Raw genomic sequence first — 18120 nt, forward strand, 5'->3', positions numbered from 1 at the left:
CTATTCGACGCGGCGCAGGGCGTCCGCGGGCCGCAGCCGGGAGGCGCGCCAGCCGCCGAAGGCGCCGGCGATCAGACCGCCGGCGACGGCGAGGCCGACCGCGACGGTGATGGTGTTGAGGCTGACGGGCGCGGTGAGCGCGACGTTGAGGGCCGAGGAAGCGGTCTGCTGGGCGGGACCGCCGAAGCCGCCGCCACCGGGGCCACCGCCACCGGGGCCGCCGCCTCCACCGGGGCCACCGCCCGAACTCGCCAGCTCCGCCTGCAGGGAGGGGCTGATCTCGGTGACGACGAACGCTCCGGCCAGGCCGAGTGCGATGCCGAGGGCGCCGCCGACCAGACCGTTGACGATGGCCTCACCGACGACCTGGCGGGTCACCCGGCTCGACTTCCAGCCGAGCGCCTTGAGGGTGCCGAACTCGCGCACGCGCCGGGAGACGGCCGAGGAGGTGAGCAGGCCCGCCACCAGGAAGGCGGCCACGAGCACCGCGATCGACAGCCACTTGCCGACGTTCGAGGCGAGGTCGGAGGCGGTCGACAGGGAGCCGGAGACGGTGTCCGCGAGGTCCGCGGAGGTGGTGACGGTCGTACCCGAGATGTTCTTCTGGATGGTGCTCTTGACGCTGGAGATCTGCTGCGAGTCGGACGCCTTGACGTAGATCGTGGTGACCTTGTTCTTGGAGTCGCTGAGCGTCTGCGCCTGCTTGAGCGGGATGTAGAGATTGGCCGCCGCGTCACCGCTGTCGGGCGTCGCGATGCCGATCACCTTGAACTTGACGCTCTTGATGGTGACGGTGGAGCCGACCTTGAGCTTCTTCTCCTTGGCGTACGACTTGTCGGCGACGACGACCTTGGCGTTCGTCTCGGACGTCTTGAACGTACGGCCGCTGGTGATCTTCGAGGAGGTCAGCGGGCCCAGCGCGGGCTTGGCGACGTCGGTGCCGTAGACGGAGTAGTTGTTGACGTCGAAGTTGGCGCCACCGCCCTGCACCCGGCCCTCGGGCGAGGCCTGACCGCCCCCGCCGGGGCCGCCCTGGCCGTTCTGCTGGCCGCCGTTCTCGTCCTGCTGGAACTGACCCCGCGTGAACTGGCCGTCGACCCGGATGACTTGGAGGCTCAGCCCGCCGACGGAGTCCGCGACGCCCTGCTGGGAGTCGACCTTGGAGACCGTAGAGGAAGCCAGGGTCTGGAAGCCCTGGACCATGACGCGGTCGCTGCTCTGCTCCGCGTCGGAGTCGCTGTCCTGGGCGTCGAAGTTGAAGCGCGGGCGCTCATTCGTGCTCGTCGTGGGCGCTGCCGCCTTGGTGACCGTCATGTCCGTACCCAGTCCGTACAGCGACTGGAGGACCTTGCCCTGCGCCTTCTCCATGCCGGACGACACGGAGCTGACCACGATGACCAGGGCGATGCCCAGGGCGAGTCCGGAGGCGACGACGAGCGCCGCCTTCCTGCGGCGGCGCAGTTCGCGCCTCAGGTAGGTGAAGAACATGGCGGCAAGCTAGGTACGGCGCGTGATGGAGAGATAAGGCCAAGATAAGAGAACGATGAGAAGACTGTGGATCAGTGGGTAGTTGAGCTGTGCGTGAGCCCGGAACCCTGTGCTCCACATAGTGACCTGCGGAAACGCGAAAGCGGCGGCCCCCCTGCACAGGGAGCCGCCGCCATCAGGGAACAAGAGCGATCAGACCGCCGAACCGGCCTTCCACGCCGCCCAGTCCAGGTTCCAGCCGTTGAGGCCGTTGTCCGCGGCGATGGTCTTGTCGCCGGTGTTCTGCACGACCACGACATCGCCGATCATCGAGCTGTTGTAGAACCAGGCGGCCTCGGTGTTCGGGTCGTTGGCTCCCTTGGTGTCGGACAGACCCACACAGCCATGGCTGGTGTTGACGCTGCCGAAGACCGACTTGGCGCCCCAGTAGTTGCCGTGGATGAACGTGCCGGAGGTCGACAGACGCATCGCGTGCGGCACGTCCTTGATGTCGTACTCGCCCTTGCCGTCGTCGTCCGTGAAGCCGACCGTCGCGCCGTCCATCCGGGTCTCCTTGAACTTCTCGGAGATCACCATCTGACCCTCGTACGTGGTGTTCTCCGGGGAGCCCGCGGAGATCGGGATGGTCTTGACGGTCTTGCCGTCCTGGGTGACCTTCATGGTCTTGGTCTTGGCGTCGACGATCGAGACCTGGTTGCGGCCGATCTTGAAGGTGACCGACTTCTGCTGCACGCCGTAGACACCGCTCGCGCCCTCGACGCCGTCGAGGTTCAGCTTGAGGGTGACGGTGGAGCCGCCGGTCCAGTAGTCCTCGGGGCGGAAGTCCAGGCGGTTGGCGCTGAACCAGTGGCCGACGACCTCCTGGCCGCTGCTGGAGGAGACGGTGATCCCCTTCTGCACGTCGGCCTTGTTCGTGATCGCCTTGTCGAAGTTGATCGAGACCGGCATGCCGACCCCGACGGTGGAGCCGTCCTCCGGCGTGAAGTTGCCGATGAAGCTGTTGGCCGGGGAGACCGTGGTGAACGACGCGTTCTCGTGGGCGGTGCGGCCCTTGGAGTCGTTGGCCTCGGCGGCGATCTTGTACGTGGTGGAGCGCTCGAGCTGACCGGTGGGCTTCCAGCTCGTCTTGTCGGCGGATATCTCACCCGAGACGGCGGTGCCGTCCGCGGTCGTCATGGCGACGGACGTGAGCGTGCCCTTGCTCACGGTGACCGCGGCGGCGTTGTTGATGGAGGCGTTGTCGGAGCCGTCCGCCGGCGTGATCTTGATCTGAGCCTCGGAGGTCTTCTTGGCCGCCGCCTCGTCGACCTGCGCCTGCGACTCCGCGGCTTCGCTCTCCGAGGCGCTGGCCTTGCTTCCGTCTCCGCTGCACGCAGAGAGCACCAGCACCCCGCCGAGCAGTGCGGACGCGGCCATCAGGCCCCTGCGCCGCTTACTGTCCGTCATCACACGCTTCTCCATCGTTGCCGAATCACCAAAAACCACGAGAGCCCCGTAAGGACCATCAACGCTACGACCGGTTCGTCCCGTTCCACATCCCTCAGATGTGTGGGGCACACCACGTCGGTCAACCGGGCAACCGGATCGACGGAACCGATCGGATGGACCGATCCGCTGTGACGACTGGTGGTGCGGAAGTGGTCAGTGCGTCGCCTGAGACGAGAAAACCCCAGGCGGCGGTTGCCACCCGGGGTCAAGATTTCCCCAAGGCGCCTCAGCCGACTCCGACTTCCTCGTCGTCGTCCTCGTCGTCATCATCGTCGTCGAGATCCCATTCCGGCGAATCGGGGTCGTAGTCGATCGACTCGCTGCTCCATGACGCCTGCGCGAGCTCGATCCCGGGCACCTCGCTGACCAGGTCGAACGGGTCTACGAGATACGCGAGGGCTTCGGCAGTGTCTTCCGTCACTGCGCTCTCGGCATGGGCCCGCTCGTCGGCCGGCATGTCGGCGTCGGATGCGATGCGCCGCAGCGCGGCCTTGGTGACGGCGCCCGCGTCGTCGACTTCCACGACCAGCTCCACGCGAAGCCGGACAAACAGTGATGTCTCAGGAGTACTCATGGGACGGAGCGTACGGCCCGCAGCTCCCCCGACTTTCCCGCGACCCGCGTATTTCATTAGCATCGGCCCACACGGCCAATTCGCCAGCGCCACAAGGGGATCGATATTACGTGTCCGCCGCACGTCGCTCGTTGCTGACCGCCACCGCAGCGGGGACCCTCCTGGGAGCCCTGTGGTTCGTCCCGTCCGCCAACGCGACTCAGGAAGAGCCCAGACAGCACGTCTCGACGTCGACCAGCACGCCCGCCAACGCCACGACGGCCACGACCTCGACGACGAGCGCCGCGATACGGGCCGCCACGGAGTCGAGCGACGACCAGACCCGGCTCGCCGACACCGGAAGCGTCAATACGACGCCGTACGTCGTCGGCGGAACCCTCTTCCTCGGCCTCGGCGCATGCTTTGTGACCTACTCGGTGCGCCGGGAGCGCACGGCGGCCTTCTGAGCGCGGCACCCCGGCCCGGAACCCACGGGATACCCCCATGCCAGACCTGACCGAGCTGTCCGATGTCGAGGAACCCGCCTGGCCCCTCGTCTCCCAAGCAATCTCCAAGAGCAGGGTGTCCATGGAGGTGCTTCCGGTGGACCCGGCGCAGGGCCACGCGACCCTGCTCCAACTCCAGCTCACCGAGCGCTCCTGGCTCGGCGCCTTCGCGCTCAACTGCGGCGGGGTGCTGCTGGACAGCGGATGGCTGCGCATCTACGGCAGCCCGGGCGTGGACGCCCCGGAACTGCCCTCGCTCGCGGAAGTCAACCGACTCCCCGCGCGGTTCGACCCGGCGTGGCAACCGGACGGCGGGATCGTCGTCGCCCATGACGCCCTGGGCGGAGCCTTCATCCGCAACGGGAACGACCCGAAGGCGGCGGGCCGCCCCGGCGCTCCCGGCGAGATGCTGTACTTCGCGCCGGACGCCCTGCGCTTCGAGGCCCTCGAGGCCGGCTACGAGACCTGGCTCAACTGGTTCCTCCTGGACGGCGGCACCGAGCAGCTCTACGACAACCTGCGCTGGCCCGGCTGGCGCGCCGAGACGGGCCCGCTGCCGGCCAACCACGGGATCACGTTCGTCCCCTACCTCTGGACCGCCGACAACCGCCGCGACCTCCCGGCCGCCCGCCGCCGAGCACTCCCCATGACCGAACTCCTCGGCCTCCACAGGAACATGGTCCTCGAACTCGACTCGGTCGACACCGGGTTCCTGGGCAACTTCGACGACTGACCTGGTAGCAACCCCGCGCCCCCCCAAAGGGGCGCGGGGAACTGCGCGAGCAACCACAAACGAGCCGCAGTGAACCTCCGACCCCAGCGGAGCGCCTACGCAGCGGAGCGTCTACGCAGCGCGGCGCCCGCCGCCGCCCTGTCCACCACGCTCCGTACGACGCTGCGGAGCCCGCCCGCGACCACCCGAACGACCGGCGCCCGCACTCGTGCCGCCACCGGAGTCGGTACGACGGCCGGTGCCGTCGCCACCGCCCGTACCGCTCGTCGCGCCGCCCACGGCGCCGCGACGCCCACGCTGCGGCTGACGCCCCTGGGACTCCGTACCCGAACCCGCGGGGCGCCTCGCCCCGCCCCCGGTCCGGGGCCGCGACCTGGGCCGCTGCTTCGGCTGTTCGGCGGGCTGGGGCACCTCGATGACGACCGGGACCCCGGAGGGCTCGCGGGCGCCGGTGAGGCGGCTCAGTTCCTCGTCGCTGGACTTGATCCGGGCGCTGCGCGGCGTGATGCCGGCGTCCGCCATCAGCCGGGTCATCTCCCGCCGCTGCTCGGGCAGTACGAGGGTGACGACGCTGCCGGACTCGCCGGCCCGGGCGGTGCGTCCGCCGCGGTGCAGGTAGTCCTTGTGGTCGGTCGGCGGGTCGACGTTGACCACGAGGTCGAGGTCGTCGATGTGGATGCCACGGGCCGCCACGTTGGTGGCGACCAGCGCGGTGACCTGACCGGTCTTGAACTGGTCGAGGGTGCGGTTGCGCTGCGGCTGGCTGCGCCCGCCGTGCAGCGCGGAGGCCCGTACACCGTTGGCGAGCAGCCGCTTGGTGAACCGGTCGGCGCCCCGCTTGGTGTCGACGAAGAGGATGACGCGGCCGTCGCGCGCCGCGATCCGCAGCGCCACGGCCTTCTTGTCGGTCTCGTCGGCGACATGCAGCACGTGGTGCTCCATGGTGGTGACCGCGCCCGCCGACGGGTCGACGGAGTGGACCACGGGATCCGTCAGGAACATCCGCACCAGCCGGTCGATGTTCTTGTCGAGGGTGGCCGAGAAGAGCAGCCGCTGCCCGTCCGGCTCGACCTGCTGGAGCAGCGCCGTGACCTGCGGCATGAAGCCCATGTCGGCCATCTGGTCGGCCTCGTCGAGGACGGTGATCGCCACGCGGTCGAGCGCGCAGTCGCCCCGCTCGATGAGGTCCTTCAGACGCCCGGGGGTGGCCACCAGGACCTCGGCGCCACGACGCAACGTCCCGGCCTGCCGGCTGATCGACATCCCGCCGACGGCCGTGGCCACGCGCAGGTTGACGGCGGTCGCGTACGGCGTCAGCGCGTCGTTGACCTGCTGCGCGAGCTCGCGCGTGGGCACCAGGACCAGCGCGAGCGGCGACCTGGGTTCGGCCCGGCGGCCCGCGGTGCGGGCAAGGAGGGCGAGCCCGAAGGCGAGCGTCTTGCCGGAGCCGGTGCGGCCGCGGCCGAGGACGTCGCGTCCGGCGAGGGAGTTGGGCAGGGTCGCGCCCTGGATCGGGAAGGGCTCGGTGACGCCCTGGGACGCGAGGGTCTTGGTGAGGGCGGCCGGCATGTCCAGCGCGTCGAACGAGTCGACGGCGGGCAGCGCCGGAGTGATGGTCTCGGGCAGGGAGAACTCCTGCGGAGCCACGACCTTGCGGGCCGGGCCCTTGCCCGTGCCACGGCCGCCGCCGCGGCCGGTGTTCTTCGCGGAGCCGCCGGTCTGGGCGCCGCGTGCGAGTGCCGGCCGCTTACGGACGGGACGTTCGGATCGAGTCATGCTGGATCTGGATTTCCTTCCTGGGCCCCACGGACTGCACGCACAGCGCGAGCCGGGGTCCGCACCCCAAGGTGCGGGCCCCGGCTCTGGAAAAGCGCGTCCCGAATCAGGCGGGGACGATGTTCTCCGCCTGCAGGCCCTTCTGGCCCTGCGCGACGTCGAACGAGACCTTCTGGCCCTCCAGCAGCTCACGGAAGCCGGAGCTGGCGATGTTGGAGTAGTGGGCGAAGACGTCGGGGCCGCCGCCGTCCTGCTCGATGAAGCCGAAGCCCTTTTCCGCGTTGAACCACTTCACGGTGCCGGTAGCCATGTTCTCTCCTGAATAGGTAAGGGCCCCATCCGGAGATGCCGGTAAAACAAAACGCGCCTGCGGAGGATTCCGATCAGGCGCACAAAGTAAATGGGTACCAAAAACGTATCAACGAGACGGTAGCACACTCCGACACGCCTCGGGGGCACCGTCCGACCGACGGCACCCCCCCGTAGCGTACAGACAACAGGCCTGTCCCTGGCCTCTACAGCAACGGCCCTGTCACCGTTTCCACGGCCGCCACCACATGTCCACCCCGTACGAAGGCGTCCGCCGCCTCCAGGTCCGGGGAGAGAAAGCGGTCCGGGCCCGGGCCCCGCACGCCGGCCGCGCGGACGGCCTCGATGACCGCCTGCGACGCGGGGGCCGGGGTCAGGCCCTCCCGCAGTTCGATCGCACGGGTGGCGGCGTACAGCTCGATCGCGACGATGCGGGTGAGGTTGTCCACGGCCGTGCGCAGCTTGCGGGCGGCCGACCAGCCCATGGAGACGTGGTCCTCCTGCATGGCGGAGGAGGGGATGGAGTCCGCCGACGCCGGTACGGCCAGCCGCTTCATCTCGCTCACCAGGGCCGCCTGCGTGTACTGGGCGATCATCAGGCCGGAGTCGACGCCGGCGTCGTCCGCGAGGAACGGCGGCAGGCCGTGCGAGCGGTTCTTGTCGAGGAGGCGGTCGGTGCGGCGCTCGGCGATGGAGCCGAGGTCGGCGGCGGCGATGGCGAGGAAGTCGAGGACGTAGGCCACCGGGGCGCCGTGGAAGTTGCCGTTCGACTCGACGCGGCCGTCGGGCAGCACGAGGGGGTTGTCGACTGCGGAGGCGAGTTCGCGCTCGGCGACCGTGCGGGCGTGCGCGAGGGTGTCGCGTCCGGCGCCGGCGACCTGCGGGGCGCAGCGCACGGAGTAGGCGTCCTGGACGCGCGGGGCGTCGTCCTGGTGGTGTCCGGTCAGGCCCGAACCCTTCAGCACGGCCAGCATGTTGGCGGCGCTGGCGCCCTGGCCGGGGTGCGGGCGGATGGCGTGCAGTTCGGGCGCGAGGACCCGGTCCGTGCCGAGCAGCGCCTCCAGCGACAGCGCCGCCGTGACGTCGGCCGATTTGTAGAGCGTCTCCAGGTCGGCGAGGGCCATGACCAGCATGCCGAGCATGCCGTCGGTGCCGTTGAGGAGGGCGAGGCCTTCCTTCTCGCGCAGCTCGACGGGGGTGATGCCGTGCGCGGCGAGGAGTTCACCGGCCGGTCGTACGACGCCGTCGGGACCCTCCGCGTCACCCTCGCCCATGAGCGTCAGGGCGCAGTGGGACAAGGGGGCCAGGTCGCCGGAGCAGCCGAGCGAGCCGAACTCGTGGACGACCGGGGTGATCCCGGCGTTGAGGATGTCCGCCATGGTCTGCGCGACCTGGGGCCGCACGCCCGTGTGCCCGGAGCAGACGGTCTTGAGCCGCAGGAACATCAGCGCGCGGACGACCTCGCGCTCGACCCGCGGGCCCATCCCGGCTGCGTGCGAGCGGACGATGTTGCGCTGCAACTGGGCGCGCAGTTCCGGGCTGATGTGCCGAGTCGCGAGGGCTCCGAAGCCGGTGGAGACGCCGTACACCGGCTCCGGCTTCGCGGCCAGCGCGTCCACGATCTCGCGGGCCGCCGCGAGGGCGGCCACCGCCTCGCCGGAGAGCTCGATCCGGGCGCCGTCGCGCGCCACGGCGAGAACGTCGGACGCGGTGACCCCGTACGTCCCCACCACCACAGTATGCATATCCATATTCAGGAGCGTACGCAGTGAATTCGATGGTGTCACTAGTGGGTGGCCTGTTTGCCCCTTACTCCGACGTACTCACAGACGCTCGGACGTACGTCGCAGTCACGGGCGGCGCTGCTCGTGGCGCCCCCTGAAGCGGCGGCGCTCCCCCTTGGCCGGGGACGGTGCGTCGGCGAGGCGTACGACCGGATCGTCGGGCCCCTCGGCCCCGGCGACGACGGGCCCGGCCGCGCGTACGGCCTTGGCGCGGTACTGGGCGGCGTCGGCCAGCCGGAAGAGCCGGCGCGCCGAGCGCACCGGCCCGATCGGGTCCTCCGTGGAGGCGACCCCGCACGCCACCCCCTCACCCAGTTCCAACTCGGCGGCGCGACGGCAGAGTTCATCGGCGATGCGGACCACCTCGGCCACCGGAGGCCCGACCGCGAGCAGGCAGAACTCGTCACCGCCGAGCCGGGCGGCCAGGGCGCCCGGGAGCATCGCCCCGCACAGCGACAGCACGGACCCGAACCGCTCGAGGAGCCGGTCGCCGACCTCGTGCCCCTGGGTGTCGTTCACATGCTTGAGGCCGTTGAGGTCACAGACGACGAGACTGACCACAACCCCTTCCCTCCGGTGCCGCTCGATGGCCTCGTCGAGGCGTACGTCCACGGCGCGGCGGTTGGCGAGCCCGGTGAGGGCGTCGGTGAACGCGAGACGCCGGGCCTCCTCCAGACGCTCCGCCTGGGCGATCCCGGCGGCGACGACGGAGGCCAGGACGGTCGCGAAGTCGGCGTCGCCCCGGTCGAAGACGGGGGCCTTGACCGGGCGGGCCACGTACAGCTCGCCCCAGGCGCGCCCGTGCAGCACGATGGGGGCGACCACACAGCACCCGCGGCCGCGCTTGCGCAGGGCGGCGACGCGCTGGTGGCAGTAGCCCGCGCGGCCCCCCGCCGGGCCGTCGGCGGTCTCCACCCAGGCGTTCGGCCCGCCGCCACCCGCCCAGCGCTCGTGCAGAAACTCGGTGATCTCCGGGAACTGGTGCACGGGGTAGGCCTCCCCGTCCGGGAACTCCTCCTCGTCCGGCGCGCGTTCGCCCACGTTCGCCAGGACCCGCAGCCGGCCGAGTTCGCGCTCCCACACGGAGAGCGCGGCGAAGTTCCCGGCGAGCGCGCGGCAGGCGCCGAGCGCCGCGGCCCGCCAGGACTCGCGCGGGGTGTGCGCCGACGCCATCCCCTGCGCCAGCTCCACCACGGCTGTCAGCCGTCTGTCCTCACCCATCACTCCAGGCTAGGGACATTTACGTAGATTTGGGACATCGATAGGGCGAACAGGGGTCCGAGTGGCCGTACAGGCTCGGCGGCTCTCCGGGCTCTACTCCCCCGGCCACTGCGGCTTGCGCTTCTCATTGAACGCGGCGACCCCCTCGGCCCGGTCACCGGAAAAGGCGACGGACCGCCAGGCGGCATCCTCGACCTCCAGGCCCGCCCGCAGATCGAGGCCGTGCCCGAGCCGCAGCGCGCGCTTGGCGGCACGCAGACCGACGGGGGAGTTGGCGGCGATGCGGGCGGCGAGCGCGAGGGCTTGCGCACGGTCCTGCCCCTCGTCCACGAGGTCGTCGACAAGGCCCAACTCCCGCGCCTCGTCCGCCTCCAGCCGCCGCGCGGAGAAGATCAGCTCGGCCGCGCGGGCCGCCCCGACCCGCCGCGGCAGCAACTGCGTACCGCCCCCGCCGGGAATCACCCCGACCGACACCTCGGGCAGCCCGACCACCGCCGTGCGGTCCGCCACGATCAGGTCGCAGGACAGCGCGAGCTCGAATCCACCGCCGAGCGCGAAGCCGTGCACGGCGGCGACGGTCGGCATCGGCAGCTCCAGGACTCCCGTGTACGCGGCCCGCGCGACGGGGCGTTGCCGCACCAGCTCGGCGTCGGTGAGGGAGTTGCGCTCCTTCAGATCGGCGCCGACACAGAAGGCCCGCTCATGGGTGGACGTCACCACGACCACCCGTACGTCACGGTCGGCGGCGAGCGCCGCGCAGGCGCCGGCGAGGGAACGGGCCATGTCCGTGGACACGGCGTTCATGGCCTTCGGCCGGTCGAGGGCGAGCTCCGCGACGTGACCGTGCCGCCGTACGACGACGAACTCCCCGAACCGCCGCTCGTCCCCTTGCTCCGCCATGACACCCTCCCGGTTAACGTGGGTTAACTTCCGACGCCCCGATCATCGCAGCCGACACCGCCCGGCGAAACCCGCTCTCTCGCCCGCGTCTCCCCGTTCGAGTGACATCCCGCCCAACTCCCGTCCCACACCCCCAAAGGACACATAACCTGCGCACCGCCACAGCGCACCGGGGGTGTCGGCACACCGGGGAGGAACGACCATGACGAACGGCACGACGGCGACCGCGTCGACGACGAGGGCCCAGGCGGATCCCTCAAGGACCCCACACCCCGAGGCAGCACCGGCACGCGGCACGTCACCGGAGCCGACAGCCCCCGGGCCGCAGCCGACGGCCGCCGGGGCGCGGCGGGCGGAGGCCGGAACCGGTTCCGTCGGCCCCACTGCCGAGCCCCTCCGGAACCGCCCCGCCCGGGGGCGGCACCGCAGGCCCCGTCCCCGTCGGATGCTCTTCGCCGTGGGTGGGCTCGCGCTGGCCGCGGGGGCGTTGAGCCTGGTGCGGATGGCGCCGGATTCGGTGGTCGGAGGCGGTGGGAACGCGGAGGCGAAGTCGAGCGCGGGGGTCCTCACGGACGAGGCGGTCGACACTGAGCCGTCCGTCTGGGCCGTGCCCTCCGCGCGCCCCGCGTCCAGCGACGGGACGACCGCGCCCCCGACGGCCGGCGTGAGCCTCGTACCGGCAGGAACCACAAGCCCGGCAGGACCCGTGGGCTCCGCGGGACCCGTACCGCGGACGACACCGCCCGCGGCGATCCCGTCGGCCCGCGCCGGTGCGCCGGACACGACGACCGGCATCCCCACCGCCCCCGTGCCCTCACAGCCCGTACCACCACCGGCCGCGAGCACCCCCGCCCAGCAACCCCCACCCACTCCGACCCCGCCCCCGAGCGGCACGACCGACACCCCGGGCCTGTGCGTGCCGATCGTCGGAATCTGCGTGAACGACCTGACGGGACCGGCCGGTCCCCGTTAGGGCTCGCCGTCCCGGCGGGCCAGCAGCCACGGTTCGACCACGCCGAGACCACGGACCGGGCGCTGCCACATCGGCTGGAGGGCGAAACGGTAGGTGGGCGGCTCTTCGCCCTCCTTCTCCGCGGCGGCCGCGGCTTCGGCGGCCTCCGCCTCGGAGACGGGGGCGTCGCCGGTGCGGATCAGGTCCTCCGCGAAGGCACCGTCCACCAGGACGGCATCCCGTGGCGCTATCGACGTAAGACGCGAGGCGAGATTCACCGTCGTACCGAAGACATCGCCCATGCGTGTCGTCACCGTGCCGAAGGCGATGCCGACGCGCAGCTCCGGCATCGTCTCGTCGTTGGCCATCGTCTCGATGAGACGCAAGGCGATCTCGGCGGCGACACCGGCGTCGTCCGCGGCGTACAGCACCTCGTCGCCGAGGGTCTTGATGAGGCGGCCCCCGTGCGCGGCCACCAGGTCCGCGGCGGTGGTCTCGAAGGCCTCGACCAGTTCGCCGAGTTCCTCCTCCTCCATCCGGCGCGTCAGACGCGTGAAGCCGACCAGGTCCGCGAAGCCGACGGCGAGGCGGCGGTCGACCATCTCCTCGTCGTCCGCCGCCTGCACGACCCGGCCGGTCGCGGCGGCGAGCTGGCGCCGCCAGACGTAGACGATGAACTCCTCCAGCTCGGGCAGGAGCAGTTCGATCAGGGGGTACGTCACCTCGGTGCGCGTCATCCCGGGTTCCGGGGGCTCGGTCAGGCCCTCCAGGAAGGAGTCGATCTGCCACTCGGCCAGGCGGGCGGTGGTCTGTCCGGTGGACCGGGCGACCTGGACCGCCATCGCCTCGCTCAGCAGGCCCGCCTCGACGAGACCGGCCAGCCGACGCAGAGCGAGGACATCGGCTTCCGTGAGCGCCTTCGCCTGACCTATGTCGGCGAAGCCCATGGCCCGCCAGAAACGGGAGGCCAGTTCCATGGAGACACCCGCGCTGCGGGCGGCCTGGAAGGGGGTGTAGCGGCGCTCGGCGCCGAGGATGAGCTGTTCGAGGCGCAGAGCGAGGGGATCGCCGCCGTTCTCGCCGTCCTCGGCGTTCTGCGCGTCCAGTCGACTCTGCCCGTCCACCCGACCCTGAACCTCGACCGTGCCCTGAATATCGACCGTGCCCTGAACCTCGCCCCGGTCCGCTGCCTCGGCCCTGACCTGAGCCTCGCCCCGATCCGGCTCCTCGGCGCCGACCTGAGCCTCGCCCGGGTCCGGCTCCTCGGCGCCGACCTGAGCCTCGCCCGGGTCCGGCGCCTCGCCCCGGTCCGGTGCCTCGGCCCCGTCGCCGTGCGCGTCCCCCCGCCCGTTCGTGTCGACCTGTGCGGGCGCCGGGTCGGTGACCGACCCGCCGGTACGCCCCGGCTCACCGTCGGGGGCGGGGTGCGCACCCGTGCCGGAGCCCGTGTCGTCGACGGTCACGCCTGCTGCCCTTCCGATCTGCCATGGTCAGGTATCGACCGCGCTCAACTCTACGACAGGTGTGCGCTGGCTCACTCCTGACTCGTACGTCCGACCGAGGCCCGACATCACGATCGGATCCCCGGTCCCACCGCTGAGTACGGTTCGCCCGCGCCCTCGGCTCAGGCCGGCCGCAGATGGACGATGTCGCCCGCTCCCACCGGCTGCTGCACGCCCTCCTCCGTGGCGAGGACCAGGCGCCCGTCCCCGTCGACGGCCACCGCCTCCCCGGTGATCGACGTGCCGCCCGGCAGTTCGGCACGCACCACCCTTCCGAGCGTCGCGCACCCGGCGGCGTATGTCTCCTGGAGGCCGGACGCGGCCGGGTCGCCGGCGACGGCGCGCCACTTCTCGTACCACTGCTCCAGGGATCGGAGAACGGCCCGCAGCACGGTGTCACGGTCCGTGGTCGTCGCTCCCGCGAGGGCGAGGGAGGCCGCTCCGGGCACGGGGAGTTCGTCGTCGCGCAGGGTGACATTGATGCCGATGCCGACGACGACCGCGTCGGTTCCGGCGCGCTCGGCGAGGATGCCGCCGGCCTTGCGTTCCTGGCCGTCCACGGTCACCAGCAGGTCGTTGGGCCACTTGAGTGCCGTGTCGACGCCCGCCACCCGGGACAGGGCCGTCGCCACCGCGACCCCGGTGAGCAGCGGCAGCCAGCCCCAGCGCTCGACGGGGACCCCGGTGGGCTTCAGCAGGACGGAGAAGAAGAGGCCCGAGCGGGCCGGCGCCGTCCACTGCCGGTCCAGGCGCCCCCGCCCGGCGTTCTGCTCCTCGGCGACGAGGACGGCCCCTTCTTCGGCTCGCCCGGAAACGGCCAGCTCGACCAGGTCACTGTTGGTGGATCCGGTACTGGCCACGACCTCGAGGTCGCACCACAGGCCCCCGTGCCCACCGTCCCGCACCAGCGCCCGGCGCAGGGCGGTGGCGTTGAGCGGCGGACGATCGAGGTCGGACCACCGACTTTCGTTGGCGCGATCGTTCGACATGTCGTTGTCATCTGATGCATCTCGCGGCGTCATGCAACCCACACTAGGTGTGGTAAACGCCGCACTGCCGAACCGTATCGGCGCCACTACCCTACGACTCAGTAGCAAGCCGAGCACGTCCCCCTCACGTCCCCACTGAGCAGGCAGGGAGCCGCATCCCGATGTCCGAGCCGGAAGAGCTGCACCACCCCGACATCCACACGACCGCGGGCAAGCTCGCGGACTTGCGGCGACGCGTCCAGGAAGCGACGCACGCCGGCTCGGAGCGCGCCGTCGAAAAGCAGCACGCCAAGGGCAAGTTGACGGCCCGTGAGCGGATCGAACTGCTCCTTGACGAGGCCTCGTTCGTCGAGCTGGACGAGTTCGCGCAGCACCGCTCGACCGACTTCGGCATGGAGCAGAACCGCCCCTACGGCGACGGTGTCGTCACCGGGTACGGCATGGTGGACGGCCGCCCGGTCGCCGTGTTCTCGCAGGACTTCACCGTCTTCGGCGGCGCCCTCGGCGAGGTCTTCGGCCAGAAGATCATGAAGGTGATGGACTTCGCGCTGAAGACCGGCTGCCCGGTCATCGGCATCAACGACTCCGGCGGCGCCCGCATCCAGGAGGGCGTCAGCGCGCTCGGCATGTACGGCGAGATCTTCCGCCGCAACACGCATGCGTCGGGCGTCATTCCGCAGATCAGCCTGGTCGTCGGGCCCTGCGCGGGCGGCGCGGTGTACTCCCCCGCGATCACCGACTTCACGGTCATGGTCGACCAGACCTCGCACATGTTCATCACCGGTCCCGACGTCATCAAGACGGTGACGGGCGAGGACGTCGGCTTCGAGGAGCTGGGCGGCGCCCGTACGCACAACGCGGTCTCGGGCGTGGCCCACCACATGGCGGGCGACGAGAAGGACGCCATCGACTACGTCAAGCAGTTGCTGTCGTACCTGCCGTCCAACAACCTCAGTGAGCCGCCGGTGTTCCCGGAGGCGGCGGACCTCGCGGCGACGGACGAGGACCTGGAGCTGGACACGATCGTGCCGGACAGCGCGAACCAGCCGTACGACATGCACACGGTGATCGAGCACATCCTGGACGACGCCGAGTTCTTCGAGACGCAGCCGCTGTTCGCGCCCAACATCCTCACCGGCTTCGGCCGCGTCGAGGGCCACCCCGTGGGCATAGTCGCCAACCAGCCGATGCAGTTCGCGGGCTGTCTGGACATCGACGCGAGTGAGAAGGCCGCGCGGTTCGTGCGCACCTGCGACGCCTTCAACGTCCCCGTCATCACCTTCGTCGACGTGCCCGGCTTCCTTCCGGGCGTCGGCCAGGAGCACACCGGCATCATCCGCCGCGGCGCCAAGCTGATCTACGCCTACGCGGAGGCGACCGTCCCCCTCATCACGGTCATCACCCGCAAGGCCTTCGGCGGCGCGTACGACGTCATGGGCTCCAAGCACCTGGGCGCCGACCTCAACCTCGCCTGGCCCACGGCCCAGATCGCGGTGATGGGCGCGCAGGGCGCGGTGAACATCCTGCACCGGCGCACCATCGCGGCGGCCGAGGACCAGGAGGCGACCCGGGCCCGTCTGATCCAGGAGTACGAGGACACGCTCCTCAATCCGTACACGGCGGCCGAGCGCGGCTACATCGACGCGGTGATCATGCCGTCCGACACCCGCTCCCATGTCGTACGGGGGCTGCGTCAGCTGCGCACGAAGCGGGAATCACTCCCTCCGAAGAAGCACGGCAACATCCCCCTGTAGACCCTGTAGACCCTGGGACCCTTGGGAGCAGACATGACGATCAAGGTAGTACGGGGCAATCCGACCCCGGAGGAGTTGGCCGCCGCACTGGCGGTGGTCCGTGTGCGCGCCGCGGCGGCGGCCGCCACGCCGTCCGGCGCGCCCGGAAGCAGGGACTCCTGGGCAGACCCGTCCCGCATCGCCGCCCACCGCACCCCCCAGCCAGGCCCGACAGCATGGACCCGCACTTACTGGCCGGCCTAGGGCCGCCCCAAAAGCGGCGGGGCTGTGACATACGCGGCTCCGCCGCGTGGGCGCGAGCAGCCACACACAACCCGCACTCACCATCGGCCCGCCACTCCCCGTCCCGAGCAAGTTGAGTACGCGTACTCAGGCGCCCGGCACCCTCACCGCCGCACGATCGAAGACATGCTGTGGTCCGACCCCGAGAACGAGCCGCCCAAGGAGCTTCGTGACATGCAGGACATGTTGCGAAGGCTGGGCGTTCTCATGGCGCTGGCTGTGCTGCTCGCGATGATCGTCCTCGGGGTGATGTGAGCGGCGGGCCAGGGACGGGGTCCGACCCGCGCCGATACCCTGGCCGCATGACTGATCAACCGCACCGCCGTCTCGTGCTCGCCTCGCAGTCCCCCGCCCGGCTCGGACTGCTGCGTCAGGCCGGACTCGACCCCGAGGTGATCGTGAGCGGGGTCGACGAGGACGCCATCACCGCCCCGACCCCGGCCGAACTCGCGCTCGCGCTGGCCGAGGCGAAGGCCTCCGTCGTGGCCGCGAAGCCGGAGGTGCAGGGCGCTCTGGTGATCGGCTGCGACTCGGTCCTCGACCTGGACGGCGAGGCGCTCGGCAAGCCCGCGGACGCCGAGGAGGCCACCGCGCGCTGGAAGTCGATGCGCGGCCGGGCCGGGACGCTCCAGACGGGGCACTGCATCTACGACACGGTGGCCAAGCGCTATGCGTCGGCGACCGCGTCCACCGTGGTCCGCTTCGGCGAGCCGACCGACGCCGAGATCGCCGCGTACGTCGCCTCGGGCGAACCGCTGCACGTCGCCGGGGCCTTCACGCTCGACGGCCGCTCGGCCCCGTTCATCGAGGGCATCGACGGCGACCACGGCAACGTCATCGGTATCTCGCTGCCGTTGGTGCGCCGTCTGCTGGCCGAACTGGGCGTCGGCATCACGGAGCTGTGGACACCGCGGGAGAAGTGATGCGGAAGAAGTGATGGGGGAGAAGTGATCAGGAGGGGCTGGGCGCCGGGGGCGCAGTAACCGCGGCTCCTCCGTTGTCGCCGTTCTCCCCCTTGCCGCCATTGCCGTTGCCGTTCTCCGGCGCGGTGCCGGCGGGGCCCGTGCCGGAGCCGAACGCCAGCAGAGTGAAGACGATCAGCCCGAGCTCCACCATCATGAAGGCGAACGCGCCCCAGCCCACCAGGCCCACCGTGAACGCGCCGAGCAGACCGTGCACCACGGCGACGCTGATGAGCAGGATGCGGCCGAGGAGCCCCGGGGCGCGGCCGCGCAACGCGACGAGCAGGGCGGCGACGCCGCACAGCGCGAAGTAGAGGCCGAAGACCAGCCCCCCGATCTTCGACGAGATGGACATCATGTCCGAGTCGAGCCCCGCCAGGGACATGTCCTGACGGTCGACGACGACGCCGAGGAACCAATTGAGCAGCCCGATGCCGATCGCCTCCACGAAGAGCACGATCGCCGCCACCCACGCCACCGGTCTGCGCACCACCGGTCCCCACCCACTTCCGAGTGCTGTTACCCCAAGTACGTTCGAGACATCCTGAACGCTACTAACGGGTAAACCCCGGGACAAGGGTTGAGTCGCGGGCAAAGAATCGTTGGGCCATTCGTAGGGACTCGACAAAGAAACGCTGTGCCGCGCAGCACTGCCTCACAGAGACCTTGGCCACATAGGAGGGCTAGGGTTCAGCCAAGGATTCCTGCTTACCGCGGTGTGACAAGGGATCTCGCGGGTCGAGCGCGCCTCGAATCACGCTCCGTGTGGGCAAGCTCACCATTGGGGACGGGTCGAAAGGTCGTGTCGGCAGTCCCTAAACTCGGCTTGTTTCAAGGAGGGAGCCATCGTGCGCAAGGTGCTCATCGCCAACCGTGGCGAAATCGCTGTCCGCGTGGCCCGGGCATGCCGGGATGCCGGGA

General features: G+C 70.6%; 19 protein-coding genes. 8 read left to right on the forward strand and 11 right to left on the reverse strand.

Annotation, left to right across the window (positions count from 1 at the left end):
* From ACX28W_RS39275 to ACX28W_RS39285, 3 genes are all read right to left on the reverse strand, one after another.
* Positions 1–1488: an ABC transporter permease gene (locus tag ACX28W_RS39275; protein WP_459004923.1), complete on the reverse strand. Its 1488-nt coding sequence runs from the start codon at positions 1486–1488 to the stop codon at positions 1–3.
* 192 nt (positions 1489–1680) lie between these two features.
* Positions 1681–2949, reverse strand: coding sequence for a L,D-transpeptidase (locus ACX28W_RS39280; protein WP_459004924.1), 1269 nt, complete (start codon positions 2947–2949; stop codon positions 1681–1683).
* 253 nt (positions 2950–3202) lie between these two features.
* A complete protein-coding gene (locus ACX28W_RS39285) occupies positions 3203–3499 on the reverse strand; it encodes a hypothetical protein (protein ID WP_459004925.1) in 297 nt (98 codons plus the stop codon).
* Between the two features lie 161 nt (positions 3500–3660).
* On the opposite strand from ACX28W_RS39285, the gene ACX28W_RS39290 reads away from it, so the two are divergent.
* Positions 3661–3996 (forward strand): hypothetical protein, encoded by a 336-nt coding sequence (locus ACX28W_RS39290; protein ID WP_459004926.1) that lies wholly within the window; start codon positions 3661–3663, stop codon positions 3994–3996.
* A gap of 37 nt (positions 3997–4033) precedes the next feature.
* Positions 4034–4768: a DUF2625 family protein gene (locus ACX28W_RS39295; protein ID WP_459004927.1), complete on the forward strand. Its 735-nt coding sequence runs from the start codon at positions 4034–4036 to the stop codon at positions 4766–4768.
* 111 nt (positions 4769–4879) lie between these two features.
* On the opposite strand, the gene ACX28W_RS39300 is transcribed toward ACX28W_RS39295, so the two are convergent.
* From ACX28W_RS39300 to ACX28W_RS39320, 5 genes are all read right to left on the reverse strand, one after another.
* On the reverse strand, positions 4880–6544 hold the full coding sequence (locus ACX28W_RS39300) for a DEAD/DEAH box helicase (RefSeq protein ID WP_459004928.1): 1665 nt from the start codon (positions 6542–6544) through the stop codon (positions 4880–4882).
* 106 nt (positions 6545–6650) lie between these two features.
* A complete protein-coding gene (locus ACX28W_RS39305; protein WP_266455269.1) occupies positions 6651–6854 on the reverse strand; it encodes a cold-shock protein in 204 nt (67 codons plus the stop codon).
* Positions 6855–7059: 205 nt separating this feature from the next.
* Complete coding sequence (gene hutH / locus ACX28W_RS39310; RefSeq protein ID WP_459004939.1) at positions 7060–8598, reverse strand: histidine ammonia-lyase; 1539 nt, start codon at positions 8596–8598, stop codon at positions 7060–7062.
* A 105-nt stretch (positions 8599–8703) separates the two neighbouring features.
* The gene (locus tag ACX28W_RS39315; protein WP_459004929.1) at positions 8704–9858 is read right to left on the reverse strand and encodes a GGDEF domain-containing protein; all 1155 of its coding nucleotides are present in this window, start codon (positions 9856–9858) and stop codon (positions 8704–8706) included.
* Between the two features lie 93 nt (positions 9859–9951).
* Positions 9952–10758, reverse strand: a complete 807-nt coding sequence (locus ACX28W_RS39320) for an enoyl-CoA hydratase/isomerase family protein (RefSeq protein WP_459004930.1) — start codon at positions 10756–10758, stop codon at positions 9952–9954.
* Positions 10759–10960: 202 nt separating this feature from the next.
* Here ACX28W_RS39320 and ACX28W_RS39325 point away from each other — a divergent pair, with 202 nt between their 5' ends.
* The gene (locus ACX28W_RS39325; RefSeq protein WP_459004931.1) at positions 10961–11731 is read left to right on the forward strand and encodes a hypothetical protein; all 771 of its coding nucleotides are present in this window, start codon (positions 10961–10963) and stop codon (positions 11729–11731) included.
* Here the strand turns inward: ACX28W_RS39325 and ACX28W_RS39330 are convergent.
* A complete protein-coding gene (locus ACX28W_RS39330) occupies positions 11728–12834 on the reverse strand; it encodes an adenylate/guanylate cyclase domain-containing protein (protein WP_459004940.1) in 1107 nt (368 codons plus the stop codon). The two genes, ACX28W_RS39325 and ACX28W_RS39330, sit on opposite strands and share 4 nt — an antisense overlap.
* Before the next feature lie 500 nt (positions 12835–13334).
* Entirely contained in the window at positions 13335–14234 is a 900-nt protein-coding gene (locus ACX28W_RS39335; RefSeq protein WP_459004932.1) for a biotin--[acetyl-CoA-carboxylase] ligase, read from the reverse strand.
* Between the two features lie 128 nt (positions 14235–14362).
* Between ACX28W_RS39335 and ACX28W_RS39340 the strand changes: the two genes are divergently transcribed.
* The 4 genes from ACX28W_RS39340 (at position 14363) to ACX28W_RS39355 (ending at position 17160) form a co-directional block, all read left to right on the forward strand.
* Positions 14363–15955 carry an acyl-CoA carboxylase subunit beta gene (locus ACX28W_RS39340; RefSeq protein WP_459004933.1) on the forward strand — a complete coding sequence of 531 codons (1593 nt, stop codon included), beginning with the start codon at positions 14363–14365 and terminating at the stop codon, positions 15953–15955.
* 33 nt (positions 15956–15988) lie between these two features.
* Positions 15989–16198: an acyl-CoA carboxylase epsilon subunit gene (locus tag ACX28W_RS39345; protein ID WP_459004934.1), complete on the forward strand. Its 210-nt coding sequence runs from the start codon at positions 15989–15991 to the stop codon at positions 16196–16198.
* A gap of 165 nt (positions 16199–16363) precedes the next feature.
* Positions 16364–16492, forward strand: a complete 129-nt coding sequence (gene mmpB, locus ACX28W_RS39350) for a morphogenic membrane protein MmpB (protein ID WP_459004935.1) — start codon at positions 16364–16366, stop codon at positions 16490–16492.
* A 47-nt stretch (positions 16493–16539) separates the two neighbouring features.
* Positions 16540–17160, forward strand: a complete 621-nt coding sequence (locus tag ACX28W_RS39355; protein WP_459004936.1) for a Maf family protein — start codon at positions 16540–16542, stop codon at positions 17158–17160.
* A 28-nt stretch (positions 17161–17188) separates the two neighbouring features.
* Here the strand turns inward: ACX28W_RS39355 and ACX28W_RS39360 are convergent, their stop codons facing one another.
* Positions 17189–17692, reverse strand: a complete 504-nt coding sequence (locus tag ACX28W_RS39360; RefSeq protein ID WP_459004937.1) for a hypothetical protein — start codon at positions 17690–17692, stop codon at positions 17189–17191.
* A gap of 355 nt (positions 17693–18047) precedes the next feature.
* On the opposite strand from ACX28W_RS39360, the gene ACX28W_RS39365 reads away from it, so the two are divergent.
* Positions 18048–18120 (forward strand): biotin carboxylase N-terminal domain-containing protein (locus ACX28W_RS39365; RefSeq protein WP_308314144.1); only part of this gene is annotated, 73 nt, incomplete at its 3' end.

The sequence above is a fragment of the Streptomyces sp. SD15 genome (assembly GCF_054462255.1).